20 protein-coding genes, 1 pseudogene and 1 riboswitch are annotated in these 20318 nt (G+C 36.6%); of the genes and pseudogenes, 7 read left to right on the top strand and 14 right to left on the bottom strand.

Annotated elements, in window-relative coordinates; genetic code table 11:
- Window positions 1-32 precede the first annotated feature (32 nt).
- From ACJ2A9_RS00885 to ACJ2A9_RS00850, 8 genes are all read right to left on the bottom strand, one after another.
- Window positions 33-611: a sulfurtransferase TusA family protein gene (locus ACJ2A9_RS00885; protein WP_441419715.1), complete on the bottom strand. Its 579-nt coding sequence runs from the start codon at window positions 609-611 to the stop codon at window positions 33-35.
- Window positions 612-668: 57 nt separating this feature from the next.
- Complete coding sequence (locus tag ACJ2A9_RS00880; protein ID WP_441420376.1) at window positions 669-953, bottom strand: rhodanese-like domain-containing protein; 285 nt, start codon at window positions 951-953, stop codon at window positions 669-671.
- A gap of 19 nt (window positions 954-972) precedes the next feature.
- Entirely contained in the window at window positions 973-1335 is a 363-nt protein-coding gene (locus ACJ2A9_RS00875; RefSeq protein ID WP_441419714.1) for a rhodanese-like domain-containing protein, read from the bottom strand.
- A gap of 33 nt (window positions 1336-1368) precedes the next feature.
- Window positions 1369-1848, bottom strand: a complete 480-nt coding sequence (locus tag ACJ2A9_RS00870) for a DsrE/DsrF/DrsH-like family protein (protein WP_441419713.1) — start codon at window positions 1846-1848, stop codon at window positions 1369-1371.
- Between the two features lie 164 nt (window positions 1849-2012).
- Window positions 2013-2273 (bottom strand): metal-sensitive transcriptional regulator, encoded by a 261-nt coding sequence (locus ACJ2A9_RS00865; protein ID WP_441419712.1) that lies wholly within the window; start codon window positions 2271-2273, stop codon window positions 2013-2015.
- Window positions 2274-2462: 189 nt separating this feature from the next.
- Complete coding sequence (locus ACJ2A9_RS00860; RefSeq protein ID WP_441419711.1) at window positions 2463-2846, bottom strand: DUF302 domain-containing protein; 384 nt, start codon at window positions 2844-2846, stop codon at window positions 2463-2465.
- 216 nt (window positions 2847-3062) lie between these two features.
- A complete protein-coding gene (locus tag ACJ2A9_RS00855) occupies window positions 3063-4106 on the bottom strand; it encodes a fatty acid desaturase (RefSeq protein ID WP_441419710.1) in 1044 nt (347 codons plus the stop codon).
- Between the two features lie 394 nt (window positions 4107-4500).
- Window positions 4501-6180: a methyl-accepting chemotaxis protein gene (locus tag ACJ2A9_RS00850; RefSeq protein WP_441419709.1), complete on the bottom strand. Its 1680-nt coding sequence runs from the start codon at window positions 6178-6180 to the stop codon at window positions 4501-4503.
- 534 nt (window positions 6181-6714) lie between these two features.
- Here ACJ2A9_RS00850 and ACJ2A9_RS00845 point away from each other — a divergent pair.
- From ACJ2A9_RS00845 to ACJ2A9_RS00825, 5 genes are all read left to right on the top strand, one after another.
- Window positions 6715-8274 (top strand): spore germination protein, encoded by a 1560-nt coding sequence (locus ACJ2A9_RS00845; RefSeq protein ID WP_441419708.1) that lies wholly within the window; start codon window positions 6715-6717, stop codon window positions 8272-8274.
- Window positions 8271-9374, top strand: coding sequence for a GerAB/ArcD/ProY family transporter (locus tag ACJ2A9_RS00840; protein ID WP_441419707.1), 1104 nt, complete (start codon window positions 8271-8273; stop codon window positions 9372-9374). The genes ACJ2A9_RS00845 and ACJ2A9_RS00840 overlap by 4 nt, the downstream gene beginning before the upstream one ends.
- On the top strand, window positions 9371-10519 hold the full coding sequence (locus ACJ2A9_RS00835; RefSeq protein WP_441419706.1) for a Ger(x)C family spore germination protein: 1149 nt from the start codon (window positions 9371-9373) through the stop codon (window positions 10517-10519). Before ACJ2A9_RS00840 ends, ACJ2A9_RS00835 begins: the two co-directional genes overlap by 4 nt.
- A gap of 11 nt (window positions 10520-10530) precedes the next feature.
- On the top strand, window positions 10531-10746 hold the full coding sequence (locus ACJ2A9_RS00830) for a hypothetical protein (protein ID WP_441419705.1): 216 nt from the start codon (window positions 10531-10533) through the stop codon (window positions 10744-10746).
- 224 nt (window positions 10747-10970) lie between these two features.
- Window positions 10971-11276: a DUF5658 family protein gene (locus ACJ2A9_RS00825; RefSeq protein ID WP_441419704.1), complete on the top strand. Its 306-nt coding sequence runs from the start codon at window positions 10971-10973 to the stop codon at window positions 11274-11276.
- Window positions 11277-11349: 73 nt separating this feature from the next.
- On the opposite strand, the gene ACJ2A9_RS00820 is transcribed toward ACJ2A9_RS00825, so the two are convergent.
- Both ACJ2A9_RS00820 and ACJ2A9_RS00815 read right to left on the bottom strand, forming a co-directional pair.
- Window positions 11350-12675 (bottom strand): DUF5667 domain-containing protein, encoded by a 1326-nt coding sequence (locus ACJ2A9_RS00820; RefSeq protein ID WP_441419703.1) that lies wholly within the window; start codon window positions 12673-12675, stop codon window positions 11350-11352.
- A 79-nt stretch (window positions 12676-12754) separates the two neighbouring features.
- Window positions 12755-12839, bottom strand: a riboswitch (cyclic di-GMP riboswitch).
- A gap of 112 nt (window positions 12840-12951) precedes the next feature.
- Window positions 12952-13086 (bottom strand): annotated as a pseudogene (locus ACJ2A9_RS00815) (NlpC/P60 family protein); the annotation flags it as partial.
- A 178-nt stretch (window positions 13087-13264) separates the two neighbouring features.
- Between ACJ2A9_RS00815 and ACJ2A9_RS00810 the strand changes: the two are divergent.
- Together ACJ2A9_RS00810 and ACJ2A9_RS00805 are read left to right on the top strand one after the other, a co-directional pair.
- Window positions 13265-13984 carry a hypothetical protein gene (locus ACJ2A9_RS00810; protein ID WP_441419702.1) on the top strand — a complete coding sequence of 240 codons (720 nt, stop codon included), beginning with the start codon at window positions 13265-13267 and terminating at the stop codon, window positions 13982-13984.
- A gap of 226 nt (window positions 13985-14210) precedes the next feature.
- The gene (locus tag ACJ2A9_RS00805; protein ID WP_441419701.1) at window positions 14211-14798 is read left to right on the top strand and encodes a DUF421 domain-containing protein; all 588 of its coding nucleotides are present in this window, start codon (window positions 14211-14213) and stop codon (window positions 14796-14798) included.
- Between the two features lie 50 nt (window positions 14799-14848).
- On the opposite strand, the gene ACJ2A9_RS00800 is transcribed toward ACJ2A9_RS00805, so the two are convergent.
- From ACJ2A9_RS00800 to ACJ2A9_RS00785, 4 genes are all read right to left on the bottom strand, one after another.
- A complete protein-coding gene (locus ACJ2A9_RS00800; RefSeq protein WP_441419700.1) occupies window positions 14849-16291 on the bottom strand; it encodes a carbon starvation CstA family protein in 1443 nt (480 codons plus the stop codon).
- 140 nt (window positions 16292-16431) lie between these two features.
- The gene (locus ACJ2A9_RS00795) at window positions 16432-17160 is read right to left on the bottom strand and encodes a LytR/AlgR family response regulator transcription factor (RefSeq protein WP_441419699.1); all 729 of its coding nucleotides are present in this window, start codon (window positions 17158-17160) and stop codon (window positions 16432-16434) included.
- A 9-nt stretch (window positions 17161-17169) separates the two neighbouring features.
- The gene (locus tag ACJ2A9_RS00790; protein ID WP_441419698.1) at window positions 17170-18912 is read right to left on the bottom strand and encodes a LytS/YhcK type 5TM receptor domain-containing protein; all 1743 of its coding nucleotides are present in this window, start codon (window positions 18910-18912) and stop codon (window positions 17170-17172) included.
- Window positions 18913-19190: 278 nt separating this feature from the next.
- The gene (locus tag ACJ2A9_RS00785; protein ID WP_441419697.1) at window positions 19191-20297 is read right to left on the bottom strand and encodes a DUF5667 domain-containing protein; all 1107 of its coding nucleotides are present in this window, start codon (window positions 20295-20297) and stop codon (window positions 19191-19193) included.
- Window positions 20298-20318 lie beyond the last annotated feature (21 nt).

The following is a 20318-nucleotide window of genomic DNA, read 5'->3' as shown; positions in this document are numbered from 1 at the left end:
TCCAGTAGTATTATTCTTTATAAAAAAATATCTTATTTTTCGTTTACACTTACTGTTTCATACGTCCATTCGCTCATCCCAGGGATAACGTTGATCACCTGCTTGAATCCTGCTTCTGTGAGCTTTTGTGCGGCAAAATCACTGCGGTTTCCAGTTCGGCAAACAACATAGATTTCAGCGTCGTTATTAAGAACACTCAAACGGTTCTCTAGCTCGCCTATTGGAATTGATACAGCACCAGGGATATGGTTAAAAACATATTCGGCAGATTCACGAACATCCAGGACTACGATTTCTTCATTGCTGTCTAACTTTGCTTGAAGTTCTTCATTACTGGCGACATGTGGGTGTTTCTTTTCTACTTGCTCTTCACCACTAGACTTACGAAGATAATGGTTCAAAACATCGCCGTCCTCTATCGTTCCTAAATATTGATGACCTGCGCTTTTTGCCCACGCTTGAATATCAGCCTTCGAACCTTTGTCTGTTGCTTGCACTTCTAATACTTTTCCTGGCTCTAGTTCATTCATTGCTTTCTTCGTACGAACGATTGGCATTGGACATGCTAAGCCTTTTGCATCGATGTGTTGATCAAACTTAATAGTTTCCATAAAAATTCCTCCTATAACTATATACCAAGTAGGGTATTTTATTTTGTAAAAAAATTTCTAGATTAATTTCCCTTCCCATTCCAGCATTCCACCTGACATGTTGATAGCTTTGTAGCCATGATATTCAAGAAATCTTGTTGCCATAGCACTGCGGTTCCCTGACCTGCAGACAATAATGTATTCTTTGTTTTTATCAAGTTCATACAGCCGGTATTCGAGTAAGCCAAGCGGGATGTTTACACACCCTGGAATTTTCCCCGCTGCAGCTTCACTAACCTCTCGAACATCAATAATGTGAGGTGATGCAAGTTGCTCGACTTGTTTAGGTGTCATTTCTTTCATCATGACTTCCTCCTTTATTCTATCTCCAGGCACTCATGCCGCCCTTAACATTTGTTATTTTTTCAAAGCCCTTCTTTTTTAACAGCTTGGCTGCCTTATTACTGCGCATGCCGCTTTGACAAATGACAACAACTTCTTTTTCCTTTGATAATTGAGTTGCTTTGTTCGAAAGTTCATGAAGAGGAATATTTTTAAACAATTTAATTTGATTACTACGGAACTCACCAGTTGTGCGGACATCGATAAATTGTACATCTTTTCGTTTTAACTCATTTTTTAAGTCACTAGTGGTTATTTGTTTCACACCTTTCACAGGCATAAATCTTTGAGCTAAAAAGAAGATAACTAAACCTATTAAAACGTAGTTAATGATTTGCTCCATTTGTAACCTCCTAGAGAATGTCTTTCTGTATACTTAGATAAATAAGTTTACATTTCCTTCTTCAGCGTCAGCTAAATAGGCAGCAACTCCTGCATACTCGATTCCATCTATTAATTCTTCCTTTTGTAGCCCTAATAAATCCATTGTCATCGTACATGCTACTAGCTTAACTCCTTGTTCTTGGGCCATTTCAACTAAATCTGGTAAAGGCATTGCATTATGTTTTTTCATTACATTTTTAATCATTTTTGGTCCCATACCAGCAAAATTCATATTTGAAAGAGGCATTTTATCAACACCACGTGGCATCATTTTCGCAAACATCTTTTCCAGCAAGCCTTTTTTCACTGGAACAGGCTGATCTTTTCGTAATGCATTCAATCCCCAAAACGTTGTAAAAATGGTTACATCGTGATCATATGCTGCCGCGCCGTTCGCAATAATAAATGCTGCCATTGCCTTATCATACTCACCGCTAAATAAAATAATTGTTGTTTTCTTTTTTTCTGTCATTTTATTGGTCACTCCTCTTTTTTGTTAAACTAATACCAGTATAGGTATAAATTTTCCTAAAAAAAATATTGTACCTAAAATCGTTAGTTATTTATTTTTTATATACCCATATAGGTATTATATTTCGCATTTTATAATCTGTCAACTGTTCTTTAGAAATATTCTTATCTACTTTTTACTAGTAGAGTTACAGCTTCTTGAATAAGTAATTGTGTATCTTCTCCATTTTCAATTTGGCTTCGTACACATTGCTCTAAATTTGAACCGACAACAACACCAATTGTACGATCTAATGCATTTCGTGCTGCCGACATTTGAATGACAAGATCCTTACAATCCTTCCCTTCTTCCATCATACGTAGGATTGCTTTGACTTGGCCTTCGATCCGCTTTACTCTATTTTTCATTTGAGTAGTGTAGTCCATTACTTTCCCTCCTACATTTATAAAATTTGATAAGTCTTTTCGTTGATAACCTAATAATATACCCCTATAGGTATGATGTCAAGTATTACTCATAAATTTATTTTCTGTTTCAAATAAAACGCTAAGTTCCTCTTAAAAAAGTTTGTTTGAACCACTTACTTTTTTCCGGAAGAAACTTAGCGGATGTCCTTATAAGCTTTGCTCTATTGCTGCGATTAGCCGTTTTTCAATATCAAGTGCCATGCTGTTAAGCTCATCATCATTCACATTTTGGATCAGTGAAGTTGGTTTGGGCATGCCGATCTTTGTCTTTCCGCTATCTTTATAAACGACAATCTTACATGGCAAGAAATAACCGACCAGCTTATTTTTATCTAATACTCTTTTTGCTTCCTGAGGGTTGCATACTTCCAATACTTTATAAGGTTCATCAAATTCCAACCCTTTTTCCTGTAGTTTTGCTTTAATGTCAAATTCCCATAGGACACCGAATTTTTCATCCATTAACGACGTTTTTAGCTTTTCAATTGCTTCTTCAATTCCACTTGTAGTTTCGACTGTATAATCAAACACGATTTATTTCACTCCTTCATACATATACTTGCACGGGTATATTTTAATCAAGATTTATGATGATGTCAAATGATTACTATATAGCAAAGCATATATAATAGCATGGCTTTTCAATCACAAATTAAACGAATACTACATAAAAAAGATGAGGTTATCTCAAAAGTAAGTCTTCCTTGACTATTACTTTTTTGAGACATCCTCATCTCTTAATTACCGCTAAACAACGTCACTTGTCTTCTTTTGCTGAAGTACCGTCTCGCGTTGTCGGAGAAGTTGTTTTACGTCTTTAAATGTTACAAACGTTTTTTGCTTCTCATCATAAAGACGGTAATGAATTGATTTTAGGCTGGACTTTATTGTAATGGTTGTCGCTGTTTGTAATGGTGGTGTATTGTCATGAACTTTTTCTAAATAATAATTTGGAACTCGCGGACTTAAATGGTGAACGTGGTGATAACCAATATTACCAGTCACCCACTGTAATACTTTCGGCAGCTTATAGAAGGAACTGCCATCAATTGCCGCTTTTACATAATCCCACTCTTTTTCATCTTCAAAGTAAGAGTCTTCAAATTGATGCTGTACGTAAAATAGCCATATCCCTAATACACCTGCGACAAATAAAATCGGTAAGTGAACCATGAGAAACGATTGCCAACCAAGTGTTAAGATCATCAATGTATACAACGCAACGATTGAAACATTGGTCAAATATAGGTTCATTCTTTCTTTTGTACTTGCGTTTTTACGATTATAGCGATTTGTGATCAAGTACAAGTAGGCTGGGCCTAACCCAAACATAACAAGTGGATTTCGGTAAAGACGATAGGCAAGTTTTTCTTTAAACGATGCATTTACATATTCATCTACCGTCATAATCCACATATCACCAACACCACGCTTATTTAAGTTACTGCTTGTTGCATGGTGAATAGAGTGCTCTTGCTTCCATTTTTCAAAAGGGAACAAAGTGATAATCCCCGTTACAGTTCCAATTATTGTATTCATCTTTTTACTATTAAGGAATGAGCCATGACAACAATCATGGAATATAATAAATATTCGTACAAGAAAACCGGCAGCAACGATCCCGATAGCAAGGGTTAACAAAAATGAAATTGATAAGCTTTGATACGCCAGAAACCACAGGACAAAGAACGGTGGAATCGTATTTATCATCTGCCATACACTTGCTGTTGTATCTGATTTTTCAAACGGTGCAACATTATGTTTTAGTTGAGTTAACTTTTGTTTATTCATAATTTCCTCCTTACAACCTCACTCGTTATTATTCGGAGAACGAATTATCTTCATCATAAAAAAAATGACGTAATGAAAGAAGTCATGAACGTCAGATTATTAATATGACAACTGTCACATCTTGTCCTGTTATTTATAGTTTTAATAGTAAAAAATGCACCTGTCATGCTGATTCTATCATTTTAGTAGAAATCATATTTCTATAATTTAGGTAAATGAGTTTAATCGCTCTGTGGGACGGTTTAAATTGGATTAAGTTAAGGAAAAAAAGGGATGTCTTTTAAGTGACAGCTCTCCCCAAACGTTTACAAAATCTAGAAGATACATCACGAATTAACGTCTAGATTTTGTGGTCGAGGTGACTGCTACTTTACTTTAAAGACATCCCCTATATTTACACTTTAAATTTACTTACTTCAGCCTGTAAATCAATCGCCATTTCACTTAAAGCATTTGTAGATGCCGAGATTTGCTCCATTGCCGCTAATTGCTCCTCTGTCGCTGCAGCAATATTTTGTGCCCCTTCAGCTCCTTCTGATGAGATAACCTTCACCTCATGGACAGAGGCTGCGACTTCCTGAGAATACGCTGACATTTCCTCGGATATAGCTGATACCTCTTGAACATTTTCAGCAACACGGTGGGCCGCTGTATTAATCCGCTGAAAAGCTTCACCAGCATCAGATACATCTTGTTTACCTGAAATTACCTCTTTTGTAACCTCTTCCATTGCCGCAACTGATTGCTCTGTATCTTTTTTAGTTTGTTGAATTAAATCTTTTATTTGGCTAGCTGATTGTTCAGATTGCTCAGCTAATTTTCGTACTTCATCAGCAACTACTGAGAAACCTTTTCCTTGCTCACCGGCCCTGGCAGCTTCAATGGCAGCATTTAATGCCAAAAGATTTGTCTGGCTCGCAATGTTTGTAATCACAGCAACAATTTCTTCGATCGATTTTGACTGTTTATCTAATTGCTTGATAATCGCTGATGATTCGTTAACTGATTTAGAGATATTCTCCATTTGCTTCACAGCATTCATAACACGTTCATTTCCTGTTTGCGCCTCTTCCGCTGATTCTTGGGAGGCATTAGCTACTTCCGTTAATGACTCAGCAATTCTCTGTACACCTAAACTCATTTCCTCCATTGATTGAGCACTATTTGTCGATACTTTTGCAGCTGAATCTGCTCCTGATGCAACCTCTTCAACGGAATGAGCAATTTGTTCAGTTGCTTTTGTTGTTTCGGTTGCACTGGCGGATAACTCTTCTGATGCAGAGGCTACTTGATCCGTCGCCTGATTAACACTACTTATTAGACTCTTCAAATTCATTACCATCGTATTAACTGATTGACTTAATTGACCAACTTCATCCTTTGATTTAGTAACAAGCTCCTCTCCTCTTAGGTCACCATCGGCAATTAAATTTACACGCTGTACGACAGCGAGGATTGGTTTTACGATTTTATTAGCCATAATCATCGCTAGTAAAACTCCTACAACGATAGCAATAGCGGTCAAAATGATTGAGGAAAGCTGAAGTTTTTTTCCTGTTGCGACGAGATTTGCTCCTTTATTCTCTACATCTGCTTCCCTTTTATCTACACGATCAATGTACATGGCCATAATAGCTCTTGACTCTGGCTCGAGTGTTTCAATTAAATATGTAACTGCCTGTTCATGATTTCCTTGATTATAGACGGCAAACACTTCATTATTTACATTTTGTACCCAATTAGTCGTACGATTAATCAATGTAATCAGCTCTTCAGATCGATTTTCATTACGAATTTGATTTTCGATAGCTTCACTTTCTCTTGTAAACTCATCAAATTGCTCGATATAGTATGGATTTCCAGTTAACAGAAATGCCCTTGCAAAAGCGGTTCGTTGTGACAGATTAAAGCTTAAGTGAAAATCGTCAGTCAATCTCGGAACTTCAACTGTAACTACTTCTTCTACTTGCTTATTTGAATTTTGCAGAGTAACTGCATTAATGACACTTAAGGTTATCATTAATACTAAAACCAGCCCAAATCCTAATAATATTTTCATTCGTAAACTCTTCATACACTATTCCCCCTATCTTTAATTATATTGATTAGTATGATTTATGATATTTGACCTAAGTCATTTGATAGAGACTGATTAAGTATATTGATAAATCAGTTATTGGGTAAAATTAGAAGTCCATTATGTAAATAACACTCATTCTATTAGTAATCGTTAATCTCTATGCTACAAAACGCACATAAAGCATCACCCTCCTTTACTTATATATCCATATTACCCAATTATTCATAAATGATAAGGTTAGAATATTGTACACTTTAAGAAGTTCACAAAAATTACATAAAACATTTATAAAATCGACACTATAGGTATTTAGAATCGGTGCTAAATTAACATAAACAAAGATTGCAAAAATTAAAACTGTTTCCAAAAATAATCGCCACAAAAGATTTTTATTTATAACCCTAACTCCCTTTTTTTACGTCAGAAATTTTACATAATAACGAGTAACGAATGGATATAATAAGAAATAATGGAAGAAATAAAGCTGTATGTCATTCAAGTTGAGAAAATATCATTAGGAGGTACTCTATGTACTTTCGTCGGTTCAAAACAAAAAAACGAAACCCTAGTCAGACTGAGGCATCCACTTACACTGAAATACACCAACTTTCTGACGTACTATCAGAGAATCTTGAGGAATTTCGTTCGATTTATCATGATTGTTCAGATATTGTATTTCGTCCTTTTTTGATTGGTGAACAGGTTCACGCTTCTCTCATATATATTGATGGTTTAGTCAATAATGAAGAACTTGATACAAATGTTCTTGCTCCCTTAATGCGAGAGCCTATCAACAAAGCCGGTGCCGTTAGTGATTTAGTCAATAAAAAAATTTCCGTAACAAAAGTTCAAGAGGTGAACACTTTTCAAAATTGTATCGAACATATTGCAAATGGCTTTCCACTTCTTTTAGTAGAAGGAGAGAATATAGCATATGCATTAGGTTTAGCCAAATGGGAAAAGCGTTCCGTTGAAGAGCCTACGACAGAATCCGTTGTCAGAGGTGCCAGAGAGGGTTTTACTGAAACCATTGGCGTAAATACATCGCTTATACGGAGACGATTGAAAAATCCTTCCTTAAAATTAAGATCTATGAAAATAGGCCGTTTTACAAAAACCGATATTAGTATCGTCTTTATCGATGGAATTGCCTCAAAGAAGCTAATCCAAGAAGTGGAACAACGCTTACGAAATATTGATATCGATGGAATTCTCGAATCAGAATATATTGAGGAAATGATTGAGGATAACTCCTATTCACCCTTTCCACAGATGTTAGCAACTGAACGTCCAGATGTTGCAGTTTCCAACTTACTTGAAGGGCGTGTTGTCATACTTGTTGATGGTACTCCCTTTGTTTTAATTGCTCCTGTTACATTGTATTCTCTTATGCAATCAAGTGAGGATTACTATAAACGATTTATGGTAGGTACGCTCATTCGTTGGTTACGGTATGCACTTTTAGTGATTGCTCTTATTCTACCGTCGCTTTATGTATCAGTTCTTAGCTATCATCAAGAAATGGTGCCATCTCAACTTATTATGAGTATTGCGGCTTCTAGAGAAGTCGTTCCTTTTCCTGCACTCATTGAAGCACTATTAATGGAGTTCACATTTGAAGCAATCCGTGAGGCAGGAATTCGACTTCCTAAACAGGTCGGTGCTGCAGTAAGTATTGTTGGCGCCCTTGTTATTGGTCAAGCTGCAATTGAGGCAGGATTAACATCAGCTCCTATGGTTATGGTTGTTGCACTTACAGGGGTTGCCTCCTTTACAATTCCTAATTATGATCTTGGATTTGCAATACGATTGTTACGTTTTCCATTAACAATACTTGCCGGAATGCTAGGATTTCTTGGAGTGATATTTGGTTTACTCGCAATTCTCATCCACCTCTGTACATTGCGTTCTTTTGGCGAACCCTACCTCTCCCCATTGGCACCAATGAAAGGGAACGAACTGAAAGATGTCCTTGTAAGAGAGCCCTTATGGAAAATGAATACACGTCCTCATTTCAGTGGAGCTTATAACGAATATCGACAAGCTTCTGACCAGAAACCAAATTCAAAGCGTGGAGGAAATACATGATTGAGAAAGGGAGAATATCCGCTCGCCAAATGGCGATTACGATGTATTTGACTATCTTATCGACTGGTATTTTATTTGTCCCTGCTATAACAAATAGTGATGCTGGACGAGATATGTGGATTTCGCCGATTTGGCCCTCTTTTTTAGGGTTTATGATGATCTATATTGTATTAAAATTAAATAAATTATATCCAAACAAATCAATTATTGAACAAAGTCAGTATATTTTTGGAACTGTACTAGGTAGAATCCTTGCTTTCTTAATTTTGCTTCATTTTTTACATGCAAATAGCCTGGTAATTTGGTCGTACGAAGAGTTTTTGAGTTCGTCAGTTCTTCCTCAAACACCACAGATTGTTATCATCAGTGGGATGGTTTTACTGTGTTCCATAGCAATCTATGGTGGATTAGAAATATTAATACGAATGGGCGAAATAATCATTCCGATTTACTTACTTTTTATTATTGCTGTTATTATCCTACTCCTGCCTGATATTGATATCATGCAAATGCAACCCATTTTTGGAAAAGGGATTATCCCTTCCCTAAAGGGTGCTAGTTTTCTTTTGGTTTGGTCTAGTCAATTTATTGTCTTCTCCTTTTTACTTCCGTTTATTTCTAATCAAAACAGTTGTAAAAAATGGGGGTTGATTTCAGTAATCGCAATCACCTTAACGTTGGTTGCTACAAATCTCATTGTCCTTCTCGTCTTTGGTAACGTAGTAGACAGTTTTACTTTTCCATTAATGAGTGCGGTGCGATATATCGCTATTGCTGAATTCCTCTCTCATCTTGAATCAGTCGTCATGGCGATTTGGGTAGCAGGTGCCTTTATGAAAATAAGTATCTTTTATTATGTAATTGTATTAGGGACGGCACAATGGCTCAATCTCTCAGAATACCGGCCGCTTATATTGCCTATCGGTTTTCTATTAGTTGTGATAGCCATGTGGCAAGTACCAAATGTGACAGAATATATGACCTATGGTGACACTGCTGAACCTTATTTAAGCCTCCTTTTTAATACGATGTTTCCATTACTCTTTCTACTCGTTGCCTACATTCAATATAAATGGAAGAAAAAGGTAAAAGCAGGATGAAGAAACTTCTATTATGTTTCCTTGTTTTTACGAGTAGCTTTTTCTTACCTGGTTGTTGGGATCGTATTGAAGTTAATGATATTGCTCTTATAATGGGGGTTGCCATAGATAAAAAGGACGACAATTTAATCGAAGTTACCGTAGAAATCATTAGTCCAGGCTTAGAAGGTGGGCAGTCTAATGGTGCTGGTGGCGGTGTTGGAAAAACAGTCACGAGGAGTGCTGTAGGAGTAAACATGGCGGAGGCACTTGAAAAGCTTCAAGAAAGGCTCCCACGAAAAGTATTTTGGGGACACTCGGAAATCATAGTCATTAGTGAAAAACTAGCCGAAGAAGGGTTACTTAATCATATACAATTCTTCTTTCGACACCGTGAGCCTCGTATTCGTGCTTACCTATTTATTGCAAAAGACCAAGCAAAGGAAGTTATGGCATTACTTCCTCCAATTGAACCTACTTCTGCAGAAGTTTTGCGTGAAATGTCTGTTCATGAAACATTATTGGGGGTTACATTATTAGAATTCATGCAAATGGCAGAAGGTGAATCTAGAGCATCAGCTCTACCAATGATACAGATTTTACCGCCTTCAAAGGAACGAAGTGGTATGGAAACAATTGCATATATATCAGGATCAGCAATTGTTAAAGAGGGTAAAATGATTGGTACAATCGATGATGTAGTTACAAGAGGGCTGAAATGGATAAGAAATGAAACTCACCATGGCAATCTTTCTGTTAAACCAATAGAAGAGGAAGGGTATGTAACTGGGACGATCGTCCATGCAGATACTGAACTCATCCCGAGAAAAGATAACAATCAATGGACAATAACGGTTAAATCAAACATTGCAGTCGAAATTACTATAAATGAAACTACTTTAGATTTAGGACTGCCAAAAAATATTGAAACACTACAAAATTCATTTGAAAATCAAATAGAGCAACGTATGAAAATAACGCTTGATCAAGTACAAAAAAAAATGAAAGCAGATGTTTTTGAATTTTCCAGAGCAATCGAAGTAGCATATCCTAAAGACTGGGAAGCAATGAAAGAAGATTGGGATATAATCTTTCCAACAATAGAAGTTACATTTGATACAAATGCAGATGTTACTAGAAGAGGGCAAGTTCAAAAGTATGAATGAGGTGGTTAAAAGTGGAATGGGCTTATGTCATTGGTATTCTAATTGTCTTAACATTAATTTATCTGTTTCAATGGCCGAGAATTAAGCCAAACCAAAAGAGAGAAAAAGTAACGTTTCTAACACTCATGGTTATAAGTTTTTTCTTATCAATTTTTCTTGTCTTCTTCCCTGATACAACAAGTCCATTGCAATTAATAGTTAGCTTTTTTCGAACAATAACAAATTAAAATTCAGCTCCATAAAGTAGAAGTATCCATAACTCTCAGCATATCAGAGTCAGATGGATACTTCTTTTTTGTATATTAAAGGATTTTTAATTCTTAATAAAGAAGATCAATGGAATGGATATGCATAAATTCCGGATATTCTTATACATATTGTATACAGACAAATAGAAGCGAAAATTTACGATCGTTAAATAGAACGTGTTTTAAATAAGGAGATGGTTTAAGTGATTTCTAGGAAAACATACTTTCTATTTGGACTTATTTTACTAGCCCTCTCAATTATTGATGCTGTTTTTACTGACTTCGGTATTCAGGCTGGGTGGATTGAAGAAGCAAATCCGTTTGTTCGAATCGTATATGAAACTGGAATCCTCCCATTTTATTTATTAAAAGTTGGTTTACCACTTCTTTTACTTTGGATTCTACTAAGAGTTGATGTTCTATCTTATCTATCGCAATTACTTAAGTTCGCAGTATTCATCTATATATTCGTATTCGGTTACCATCTATTTTGGTCTTCATTAGTTTAATAGGGTGACAGGCACCGCAAAAAGACAAAAGTATCACAAATGTCCATGAGCGGTGTCTGTCACTAAAATAAACTTATTCATTACTCTTTTCTGGTTTATTTCCTTTTTTCTCTTCTTGTTTACGTTCTTCTGCTTTTTTTGTAGCTTCTTGTTGCTTTTCTTCAACCTTTTGTGTAGCTTGCTGTTGCTTTTGTTCAACTTTTTGAGCTGCTTGCTGTTGCTTTTCTTCAGCTTTCTGTTGTTTTTCTTCAACTTTCTGTGTAGCTTGCTGTTGTTTTTGTTCAACTTTCTGAGCTGCTTGCTGTTGCTTTTGTACAGCATTTTGACGTGATTCAACCTCACGCTTTTCTTTTTTATCATGGTTTTCAGTTGCAAGAGTGCTTACTACCTGTCTACCTTCGTTATCATTACCGTCTACATTACTTTGTTCTGTTTCATTTTCTACGTCCTCGTTAAGGTCCGCGGGCTCTTCTTGATATATTTCTTCATAGATATCTTCCGTTACTTGCTTTTCTTCAAGTTTAGCCAATGCTTTGTTGATTTTCTTTTCTATCTTTTCTTGTGCTTTTGCTACGTTCTTTTGAAGCGCTTCTTTTGCTTTTGGATTTTGTACCTTTTCTAGCGCCAATTGTAAAGCATGTAGGTTAGAAGCAAGTTTTTCTTCAAGTACACTTCGAATATCTTCAACATCTCCATCTGTTTCTTCTATTACCTCATCATCAATAGTAACATCTGATTCTATTTCAGGTTCTACATCAAGTTCAGGATCTGATTCTAGAGTAGGTTCTATAGCTGAATCTGTATCTGACTCTTTTTCTTCAGTGATTTCAGTTGTTTCCTTTAACCCGTAATATTTTTCTAAAGCAACTTCCTGTTGTTCAATGGCTTTTTGTAGGATTTCATTAGCTAACTCTTCATTACCCTGTGCATATAAATATTCAGCTTCCTTAATTCGCTCTTCAACAAATGATGCTAGTAATTCAACCTCTTTAACGTCATCAATAGTAAAAAGAAGTTGAATGTTTTCTTGCAGCTTTTTAATAAAATAGAAGAAATCGCCAGGCATTAAAGTAGATGTCTCCTCATTTTCTTCATTAATCTCGATAGCATCCTCATTAAACGAAACCTCTTCATTTGGTTCGTCATTCTGTTCGATGCCATCTTCAAACAATACTGATTCGCCTGTTGAAGGATCTACTAATGTTGACTCAGTATTCAATTCTGATTCTTCGTCAGTTGTATCCATTATTTCTTCTGTAGATTCTACAGATTCTTCTACTACAAATGTAGGATCATCATTATTTGCGTATGCATGACTTGTACCTAAAGAAGAGGCAATCACTGCAGCAACTAAACTTGTTGCTAGTACATTTCGAACATTTTTATCAAATTTTTTCATCTACTAAAACCCTCCAAAACAAAATGTATTTGTATCGGAAGAATTTTGAAATCAACTCTATTGTTTTCATTCTCCATTCTTCAGCGGCCCAGCCACCATAGCGTAATCGCCTTAGGTCTGAGGCTTTGCGCCTTCATTTTTCAATGAATTTGCCTTTTTCAAATGAGAAACGTTATTCTAACCGTTCAACATTCTATAATAGAATATACTTGAACACTCACTATTTTGATAGAGATCATTTTTTTCCAATTTAAAAGGAAGGCTGTACCTTCCCTCTTACTTGATTGTTTTAGCGCCTACATAACGAGAACTCCAGTACGAATTATTCATATCAGTAATCGTCACGCCTGTACTTGAGCCAGCATGAATAAATTTGTTATCACCAATATAAATACCAGCATGTGAAGTTCCTCATAAAAAGGTGTCTGTCACCGCAAAAAGACAAAAGCACCAAAACTCACCACGAGCGGTGTCTGTCACCACGAATATGTCACCACGAATAAAAAAGGGCATTCCTCAGTATAATGAATGGTACTAAAGTTACCTTTTATTTAACGGACATGCAAATATGAAGGGGGATGGGTTATAAATGGCACGGATTGATGAGATTGCTCCTGATATTTTCCGCATTTCTATTTTCGTACCAGAGGCAAATATGCAGTTCAATCAGTTTCTGATCAGAGATGAGGAACCGCTATTATTTACAACTGGACTAAAAACATTTTTCCCTGAAATGAAGGAAGCTGTTACAAGATTGATAGACCCAACGAAATTACGCTGGGTTGGTTTTAGCCACTTTGAATCAGATGAATGCGGGTCACTGAACAATTGGTTAGAGCTTGCCCCTCAATCACAAGCGGTCACTGGTTTTGTAGGTGGAATGGTCAATATCAATGATTTTGCCCTTCGTCCTGCCCGGATCCTGCAAAATAATGAAGTATTCAGCATTGGAAAAAAACGATTACGCTATATAAGTACACCACATGTTCCGCACGGCTGGGATGCTGGTTTGTTTTTCGAGGAAAGGGATAAAACACTATTAACCTCTGACCTGTTTCATCATAATGGAAATGTGGAGCCTTTAACGAAAACAAGTTTAGCAGAGCGTACTCGTGAAACATTGATTGGCTTTGAACAAAGTCCACTTGCTGGCTATATTCCATACAATTCTAAGACAGATAAAATTTTGAGCAACCTAGCTGATCTTTGTCCAAAAACACTAGCAACGATGCATGGCTCATCATTCTCTGGTGATGGGAAAAAGGCAATTGAAGAATTAAGAGTAGTTTGGAAAGAAGTATTGGAATAAGTGGTGTTTGGCCGTTAGTGATGCGATTTATAATAAACTCCTTTGTAGAAAAGTTGTTTGTAGGAAGAACAAACAAGATCAGCCTTTCTACAATTGGAGTTTTTTTATTTACAATCATTGATCAAAAGTTTGTCTATCACCCAAATAAGGATAAAAGATTACATAATTACCTTCATTATGGAAAATATATTTATTATTGCAGCTCTTCCAAAAGGAGGTATAATATATGGAATTTAATTTCGTGTGGGAAGCAATCCTTATGGTATTCACTGGATTCCTACTGCTAAGGATCTCTGGAAGAAAATCTATTGCCCAAATGACAATTACAACAACGATAGTAATGATCTCAATTGGTGCAATCATTGTTCAGCCTATTATTGAAGATAGTGTTTTAAAAACAATTATTACAATAGCAATTTTTATTGCTGTCCTTGTCATTATTGAATATCTTCAAATGAAATTTAACTCCCTTGAAAAACTATTTACCGGGAAGGCAATCTCTGTCATTGAAAATGGTCAAATCAATATGAAAAACTTAAAAAAGATCCGTTTAACGATAGATAAATTAGAGATGCAAATCCGTCAAAATGGTATTTCTAATATTTCAGATATCAAAAATGCGACAATTGAGCCAAACGGACAATTAGGATATGAATTGAAACCTGATTTAAAACCTTTAACCGTTGGTGATTTCAAAAAATTAATGGGCCATATGGTACAGCGACAAAACCAATCTCTCGATATTGATGGAAGCCTTTTTTATGAAGTAAAAGAAAATAAGCATGCGATACCAAACCCTAAAAATTTGCAATAAAAAACAGACACCGCCAATATCCTCAGGCGGTGTCTGATCCTTTTTTAAAATTATGCTGCTATATTCTCGTCAGCGTCGATTTTGAAGTTCTTTTCTTGACGGTTTAATTTTACTTTATAAGCAAACAGAGCAAGAACAATGATTGTTCCAATGGCTGCTGCCACATAAGACGTCGTCATAGGTAAGCCAAAACCAATTGGTGCATTAAATATAAAAGTTAATGCAACCATCGTCATGAATGTTGCTGGAATTGTTGCAACCCAATGAAATTTATATTGCATCGCTAAATACATCGCTCCGACAAACAAGGCAATTGCACTAATCGCAGCATTTGTTACCCCGAAATATCTCCATAACAATGTGAAGTCCATATTTGTAAGAATATAAGAGATAACAAATAACGGGAGTGCAATCCACAGACGGCTTAGTAGTTTCACTTGTGATACGTTAATATACTCTGCAATAATCATTCGTGCCGAACGGAAGGCAGTATCTCCAGAGGTGATTGGCAGAACAATAACACCTAGAACCGCTAACGTCCCACCGATTGCTCCTAACAATGTGAATGAGACTTCGCTGACAACAAGACCTGCTCCACCTGTGGCAATCAGTTCGTTTAAGTCTTGTCCGTAGAACAGACTCATCGCAGCCGCTGCCCAGATCATGGCGATAATTCCTTCGACAATCATCATTCCATAAAACACTTTCCGTCCGTTTCTTTCATTTTGCAATGTTCGGGAAATTATCGGTGACTGTGTTGCGTGAAACCCTGAAATCGCACCACAGGCAATCGTAATCATCAGTACCGGAAAAATCGCAGTTCCTGCAGGATGCATGTTTTCTAACGTTAACTCCGGAATTGGCGCACCTGTAACAACAAGCATCCCACCAACTCCAACCGCACTTAGTACCAAAAGAGCTCCTAAGACCGGATAAATTTTCCCGATAATTTTATCAACAGGAAGTAATGTTGCCACAATATAGTAGACAAAGATCGCCCCAACAATGATTCCTAATGCAACTGCACCGTCCATTAAACTATATAATAATCCAGCTGGTGCCGTGACAAAAACCGTTCCAACAAGCAGTAAAAGAAGAACAGCAACAGCATTTACCATATGCTTCATCGTTTTTCCTAAAAACTTTCCTGCAAGCTGCGGCAAGTGTGCCCCTTTATTACGAATCGAAATCATTCCAGTCAAATAGTCATGAACCGCACCGGCAAAAATACAACCAACGACAATCCAAATAAAAGCAACTGGACCATAGAGAGCACCCATGATCGGACCAAAAATCGGGCCAACACCGGCAATGTTTAAAAGCTGAATTAGCGAGTTCCGGTTTGTGCCCATTGGAATATAGTCAACACCGTCTTTCATGCTATAAGCCGGAGTTGGTCTCGCCTCTTTCACACCAAACATCTTTTCAATGAACTTACCGTACGTAAAATAAGCAATGATTAAAAGTGCAACAGCCAATAAAAATGTAACCATTCATGACACCTCTTTCATTATTTGAATGCGCTTTCACTATGCTCTCATTCTAGCATTGCAATTCAAAATTGTGACAAGACTGTGTCTAACGTGTAAAAAGAAGTTACTAACATGCGAAATTTTCAGTTTATTGTGTAGTATTATAATTCCAAACGCTCCCGAAGTGCTTTTACATAATTTCGACTTACTGGAATATCGTCCTTTCTTCCGACGACTTTCAGTTGGTACGCTCCGTTAAACCAAGGGATTAGCTGTTCGACAGCATTTAAGTTAACGAGATAACTTTTATGCGTTCGAAAAAAAGGATATCCCTTTAATTTCTCTTCTAGCTCTTTCATCGATAATTTCGAACTGAAATTACGTTCTTTTGTACAAATGATCGTTTCCCGTTCTTCGCGGAAAAGGTAAAAAATCTCATTAGGAGACAAAAATACAAATCGACCATTATCATCAACAGCTAATTTTGCAACAGAGTCAGCATTTTCAGTTTTTTCACTACCGTGTAACCGTTCGCGGATTCTTGACATCGTTTCATTTAACTGTTCATCATCAAATGGTTTCAATAAATAATCCACTGCTTCTACGCGAAACGCTTTAACAGCAAAATCGGGATAAGCCGTCGCAAAAATGATCAACGGCACCTTTTTCATGTTTTGTATCGTCCGTGCAAGATCTAGTCCGGACATTTGTGGCATTTCAATATCAACAAAAATAACGTCTGGCTCTTTTGTCATAATCATTTCTAAACCTCGCTCACCAGAATCAGCCTCCGCAACAACTTCGATTTCAGGAAATCGTTCAAGTAAAAATTTTAGCTCATCCCGGCTGAACGGCTCGTCATCAATAATGACAGTCCTAATTTTCTGCATTCTCCTCATTCACCTCTTTTTTCCAATCTGAAAAGAAATAATCGTACCCTTGCCTGAATCACTATTGATCTTCAGCATCGCTTCATCTCCGTACATCATTTGCAGCCTTCGATTAACATTGTACAGACCAATTCCAGTTCCAGTTTCAGAAGTAACTTTTTCTACACCAAGTAAGGGCAGCCTTTCATTGTCAATCCCAATTCCGTTATCTATGACGGAAATCTTTGCTTTATCCTCTTCTTTTTTCAGACGAATTTGGATTAAACTTTCATCTGTTAATTGTTTGACTCCATGCTTAATGGCATTTTCAACAATTGGCTGCAGCGTCATTGGCGGTAATTTATAAGAAAGTACATCTTCATCAATGTCATACGTTACTGTCAATTTATCCGAAAACCGAGCCTGTTCGATTTCCAAGTACGCTTTCACATGCTTTATTTCATCTTCCAGCGTTGTCTCAGTTCCATTTACGCCTGCTAGGTTTTGTCTAAAAAAGTGTGACAGTGATATTAACAGCTTTCGTGCTTTCAATGGGTTCGTTCTAATTAGCGATACGATGGTATTTAAGGCATTAAATAAGAAATGTGGACTTACTTGTGCTTGAAGTGCCTTAATTTCTGCTTGTTTGGCTAGTTCAAGATGACGGTCGACCTCAGAAAGCTCCAACTGGTGACTTAACAAAGTGGAAAGTCCTTTACTTAATTCAATGATCATTGGTGAAATTTCTTTTTCAGATTTGAAATAAAATTTTAATGTTCCAATGGTTTCATCTTTGATTTTTAAAGGTGCAATAACAGCTGCCTGTAATGGGCACTTGGATTGTTGACATTGTATTTGGTCTCTTCCGGCTATAATAAGCTCCCCTGATTTTACAACGTGTTTTGTTACTGCAGTCTTTATTTCTTCATTACTCAAATGATGATCCTTCCCAACACCTACAAAAGCTAATACTTTTTCTTTATTTGTGATCGACACCGCAGCTACATCGATTTCCTTTAACAAAATCTCACATGTCGGTTTGGCTGATTGTACATTTAAGCCTTTCCGTAAATAGTTTAACGTTAAATTTGCCAGTTTTAACGCTCTTTGCGCTTGTAATGAACCCATTTTTTCTTCTTCTTGAATGACGTTTCGGATGATTAAAATAAAAATGGCCACACCTAATCCGTTGGCAATGATCATCGGTATCCCTATATTTTCGACTAATCGAAATGCTTGATCATATGGTCTTGCCAAAACTAGGATTAATCCCATTTGCACAGCCTCAGCCAGCATGCCAACTATGAGTGCCGTTTGAATTGGGACAATATTATGATTATGCTTGTTCCTCTTATAAAAATAACCAGCAATAACACCAGCAATAATCGTAGAAATCCCACACGCAAATCCAGTAAAACCACCTAGCAAATAACGGTGTGCACCGGCAATAATTCCTGCGCCTAATCCTACCGTCCAACCGCCTAATAAACCAGCAATCACAACACCGATGACACGTGAATTGGCAATCGCTTCACTCTCACTTAACTGTAAAACAGACCGGCTGTAGGTTTCGGAATCTACGTTGACAGTTAACCCTGTATATGTACCAATAATACCGAATAAACCAAAGATCACAATAACACTCATTTGTTGCAGCTTTGAAAGTTCACGCTTCTCAATCAAATGACGGATAAATTTTAACCGTGTCATTACGAAGGCAACTGAAATAATAATCCCAAGTCGCTCGATCATTACTAACAATAATTCCCACATCGTCATATCTCCTACATTTTACTAACTAATGTTAGTATACACATCTTATACAGATGTTTTTAGTATTTCTAACTATTTAATCTAAAAAAACAGACATAAAAATGGTGACAGACACCGTCGAAAAATGGTGACAGACACCGTCGAAAGACAACAGTAGTCCTAATGTCCACGAGCTGTGTCTGTCACCTCTTTATTTGTCACCACTTTATAAAAGAGTGAACAAAAAAGTAACCACCGTTTCTTGTCGGCGGTTACTTCTATGTAATGCACTATTATAATTAGTCTTGTTGATTTTTATTTGCTGCGTCTTTTCGATTTTCCTCTGCCTTCTTTGCTGATTTGCGTTGCTTTTCCTCAGCCTTTTTTGCTGCTTCGTTTTGCTTTTCTTCAGCTTTCTTCTCAGCTTCGCGTTGCTTTTCTTCAGCTTTCTTCTCTGCTTCACGTTTTTTCTCTTCAGATTTCATCTCAGCTTCGCGTTTTTTCTCTTCAGATTTCTTCTCTGCTCCTGCTACTTCTTTTTCTACTTCATTATCGATTTCAGCTACATCTCTGTCAGCTTCTTCTTCGATCTTTTGTTCTTTCTTATTTAATTCTTCTTCAAGTTTAGTTTTCTCACCGTCAGCTTCTTCAAGTTTTGTAATTTTCTTTTCTAGTTTCTCGAATGTCTTGTGAATATTTTTCATGATTGCATGTTGAGCTGATGGGTTTTTAATTTTTTCTAATACTACTATTAATGAATCAATATTATTAGCAAGCTTACTTTCTACTTTATCTACTGTTTCTTCTGATTCTGTTGGTTCATTTGTTTTGTTTTCCTCTGAAATATTAACTTCTGATCCTTCTACTCCATTATCATCAGTAGCATCTGTTGCACTTTCTGTTTGGGCTTCTTGATCAGATGCTGGTAATTTTTCAGCAGCAAGATCTTGTGTTTCAATAGCTTCTAGTAGAAGTGCCTCTGCTTCTTCTAGTTTTTCTTGTGCAATTAGAGCATTTGCCTCAGCAATTCGTTCAGCAGCAAACTCAGCTAAAAGTTGCGCCTCTTTATAATCATCAAATGTTACAGCGAGACGGATTTTTTCAGTGATACTTTTAACAAAATAGAAGAAATCACCTGGGATTAATGACGGCTCAAAAATTGAACCTTTTTCTTGGTCCTCAGTAACTTGTACTTCTTCTACTACTTGCAAGGCTTCTTCAACTGTATTTTCGGAAAAATCTTCACTAATTTTCTTGTCAGCTTCTAGTACCGTTTGTTCTTCTACGACAATTATTTGTTCCGCACTTTCATCATTAGCATAAACTGCTCCAGCACCTATTGGAAAAATTAGAGATGTAGTTAATACACTGCTAGCAACTAAACTAGTAATCTTTTTGTTTTTCATCTATTTTTCTCTCCTTTTTTT

Source organism: Anaerobacillus sp. MEB173, assembly GCF_052119505.1.
GTDB lineage: Bacteria > Bacillota > Bacilli > Bacillales > JBJMAU01 > JBJMAU01.
This window is presented reverse-complemented; position numbering and strand designations above follow the sequence as displayed.

Excerpts from the sequence above, each read along its gene's own strand:
- ACJ2A9_RS00805 (WP_441419701.1), top strand. The coding sequence starts at position 14,211 with ATGGAATTTAATTTCGTGTGGGAAGCAATCCTTATGGTATTCACTGGA.
- ACJ2A9_RS00835 (WP_441419706.1), top strand. The coding sequence starts at position 9,371 with ATGAAGAAACTTCTATTATGTTTCCTTGTTTTTACGAGTAGCTTTTTC.
- ACJ2A9_RS00870 (WP_441419713.1), bottom strand. The coding sequence starts at position 1,848 with ATGACAGAAAAAAAGAAAACAACAATTATTTTATTTAGCGGTGAGTAT.
- ACJ2A9_RS00855 (WP_441419710.1), bottom strand. The coding sequence starts at position 4,106 with ATGAATAAACAAAAGTTAACTCAACTAAAACATAATGTTGCACCGTTT.
- ACJ2A9_RS00790 (WP_441419698.1), bottom strand. The coding sequence starts at position 18,912 with ATGTGGGAATTATTGTTAGTAATGATCGAGCGACTTGGGATTATTATT.
- ACJ2A9_RS00885 (WP_441419715.1), bottom strand. The coding sequence starts at position 611 with ATGGAAACTATTAAGTTTGATCAACACATCGATGCAAAAGGCTTAGCA.
- ACJ2A9_RS00785 (WP_441419697.1), bottom strand. The coding sequence starts at position 20,297 with ATGAAAAACAAAAAGATTACTAGTTTAGTTGCTAGCAGTGTATTAACT.
- ACJ2A9_RS00840 (WP_441419707.1), top strand. The coding sequence starts at position 8,271 with ATGATTGAGAAAGGGAGAATATCCGCTCGCCAAATGGCGATTACGATG.
- ACJ2A9_RS00845 (WP_441419708.1), top strand. The coding sequence starts at position 6,715 with ATGTACTTTCGTCGGTTCAAAACAAAAAAACGAAACCCTAGTCAGACT.
- ACJ2A9_RS00800 (WP_441419700.1), bottom strand. The coding sequence starts at position 16,291 with ATGGTTACATTTTTATTGGCTGTTGCACTTTTAATCATTGCTTATTTT.
- ACJ2A9_RS00880 (WP_441420376.1), bottom strand. The coding sequence starts at position 953 with ATGAAAGAAATGACACCTAAACAAGTCGAGCAACTTGCATCACCTCAC.
- ACJ2A9_RS00820 (WP_441419703.1), bottom strand. The coding sequence starts at position 12,675 with ATGAAAAAATTTGATAAAAATGTTCGAAATGTACTAGCAACAAGTTTA.
- ACJ2A9_RS00810 (WP_441419702.1), top strand. The coding sequence starts at position 13,265 with ATGGCACGGATTGATGAGATTGCTCCTGATATTTTCCGCATTTCTATT.
- ACJ2A9_RS00795 (WP_441419699.1), bottom strand. The coding sequence starts at position 17,160 with ATGCAGAAAATTAGGACTGTCATTATTGATGACGAGCCGTTCAGCCGG.
- ACJ2A9_RS00865 (WP_441419712.1), bottom strand. The coding sequence starts at position 2,273 with ATGGACTACACTACTCAAATGAAAAATAGAGTAAAGCGGATCGAAGGC.
- ACJ2A9_RS00875 (WP_441419714.1), bottom strand. The coding sequence starts at position 1,335 with ATGGAGCAAATCATTAACTACGTTTTAATAGGTTTAGTTATCTTCTTT.
- ACJ2A9_RS00850 (WP_441419709.1), bottom strand. The coding sequence starts at position 6,180 with ATGAAGAGTTTACGAATGAAAATATTATTAGGATTTGGGCTGGTTTTA.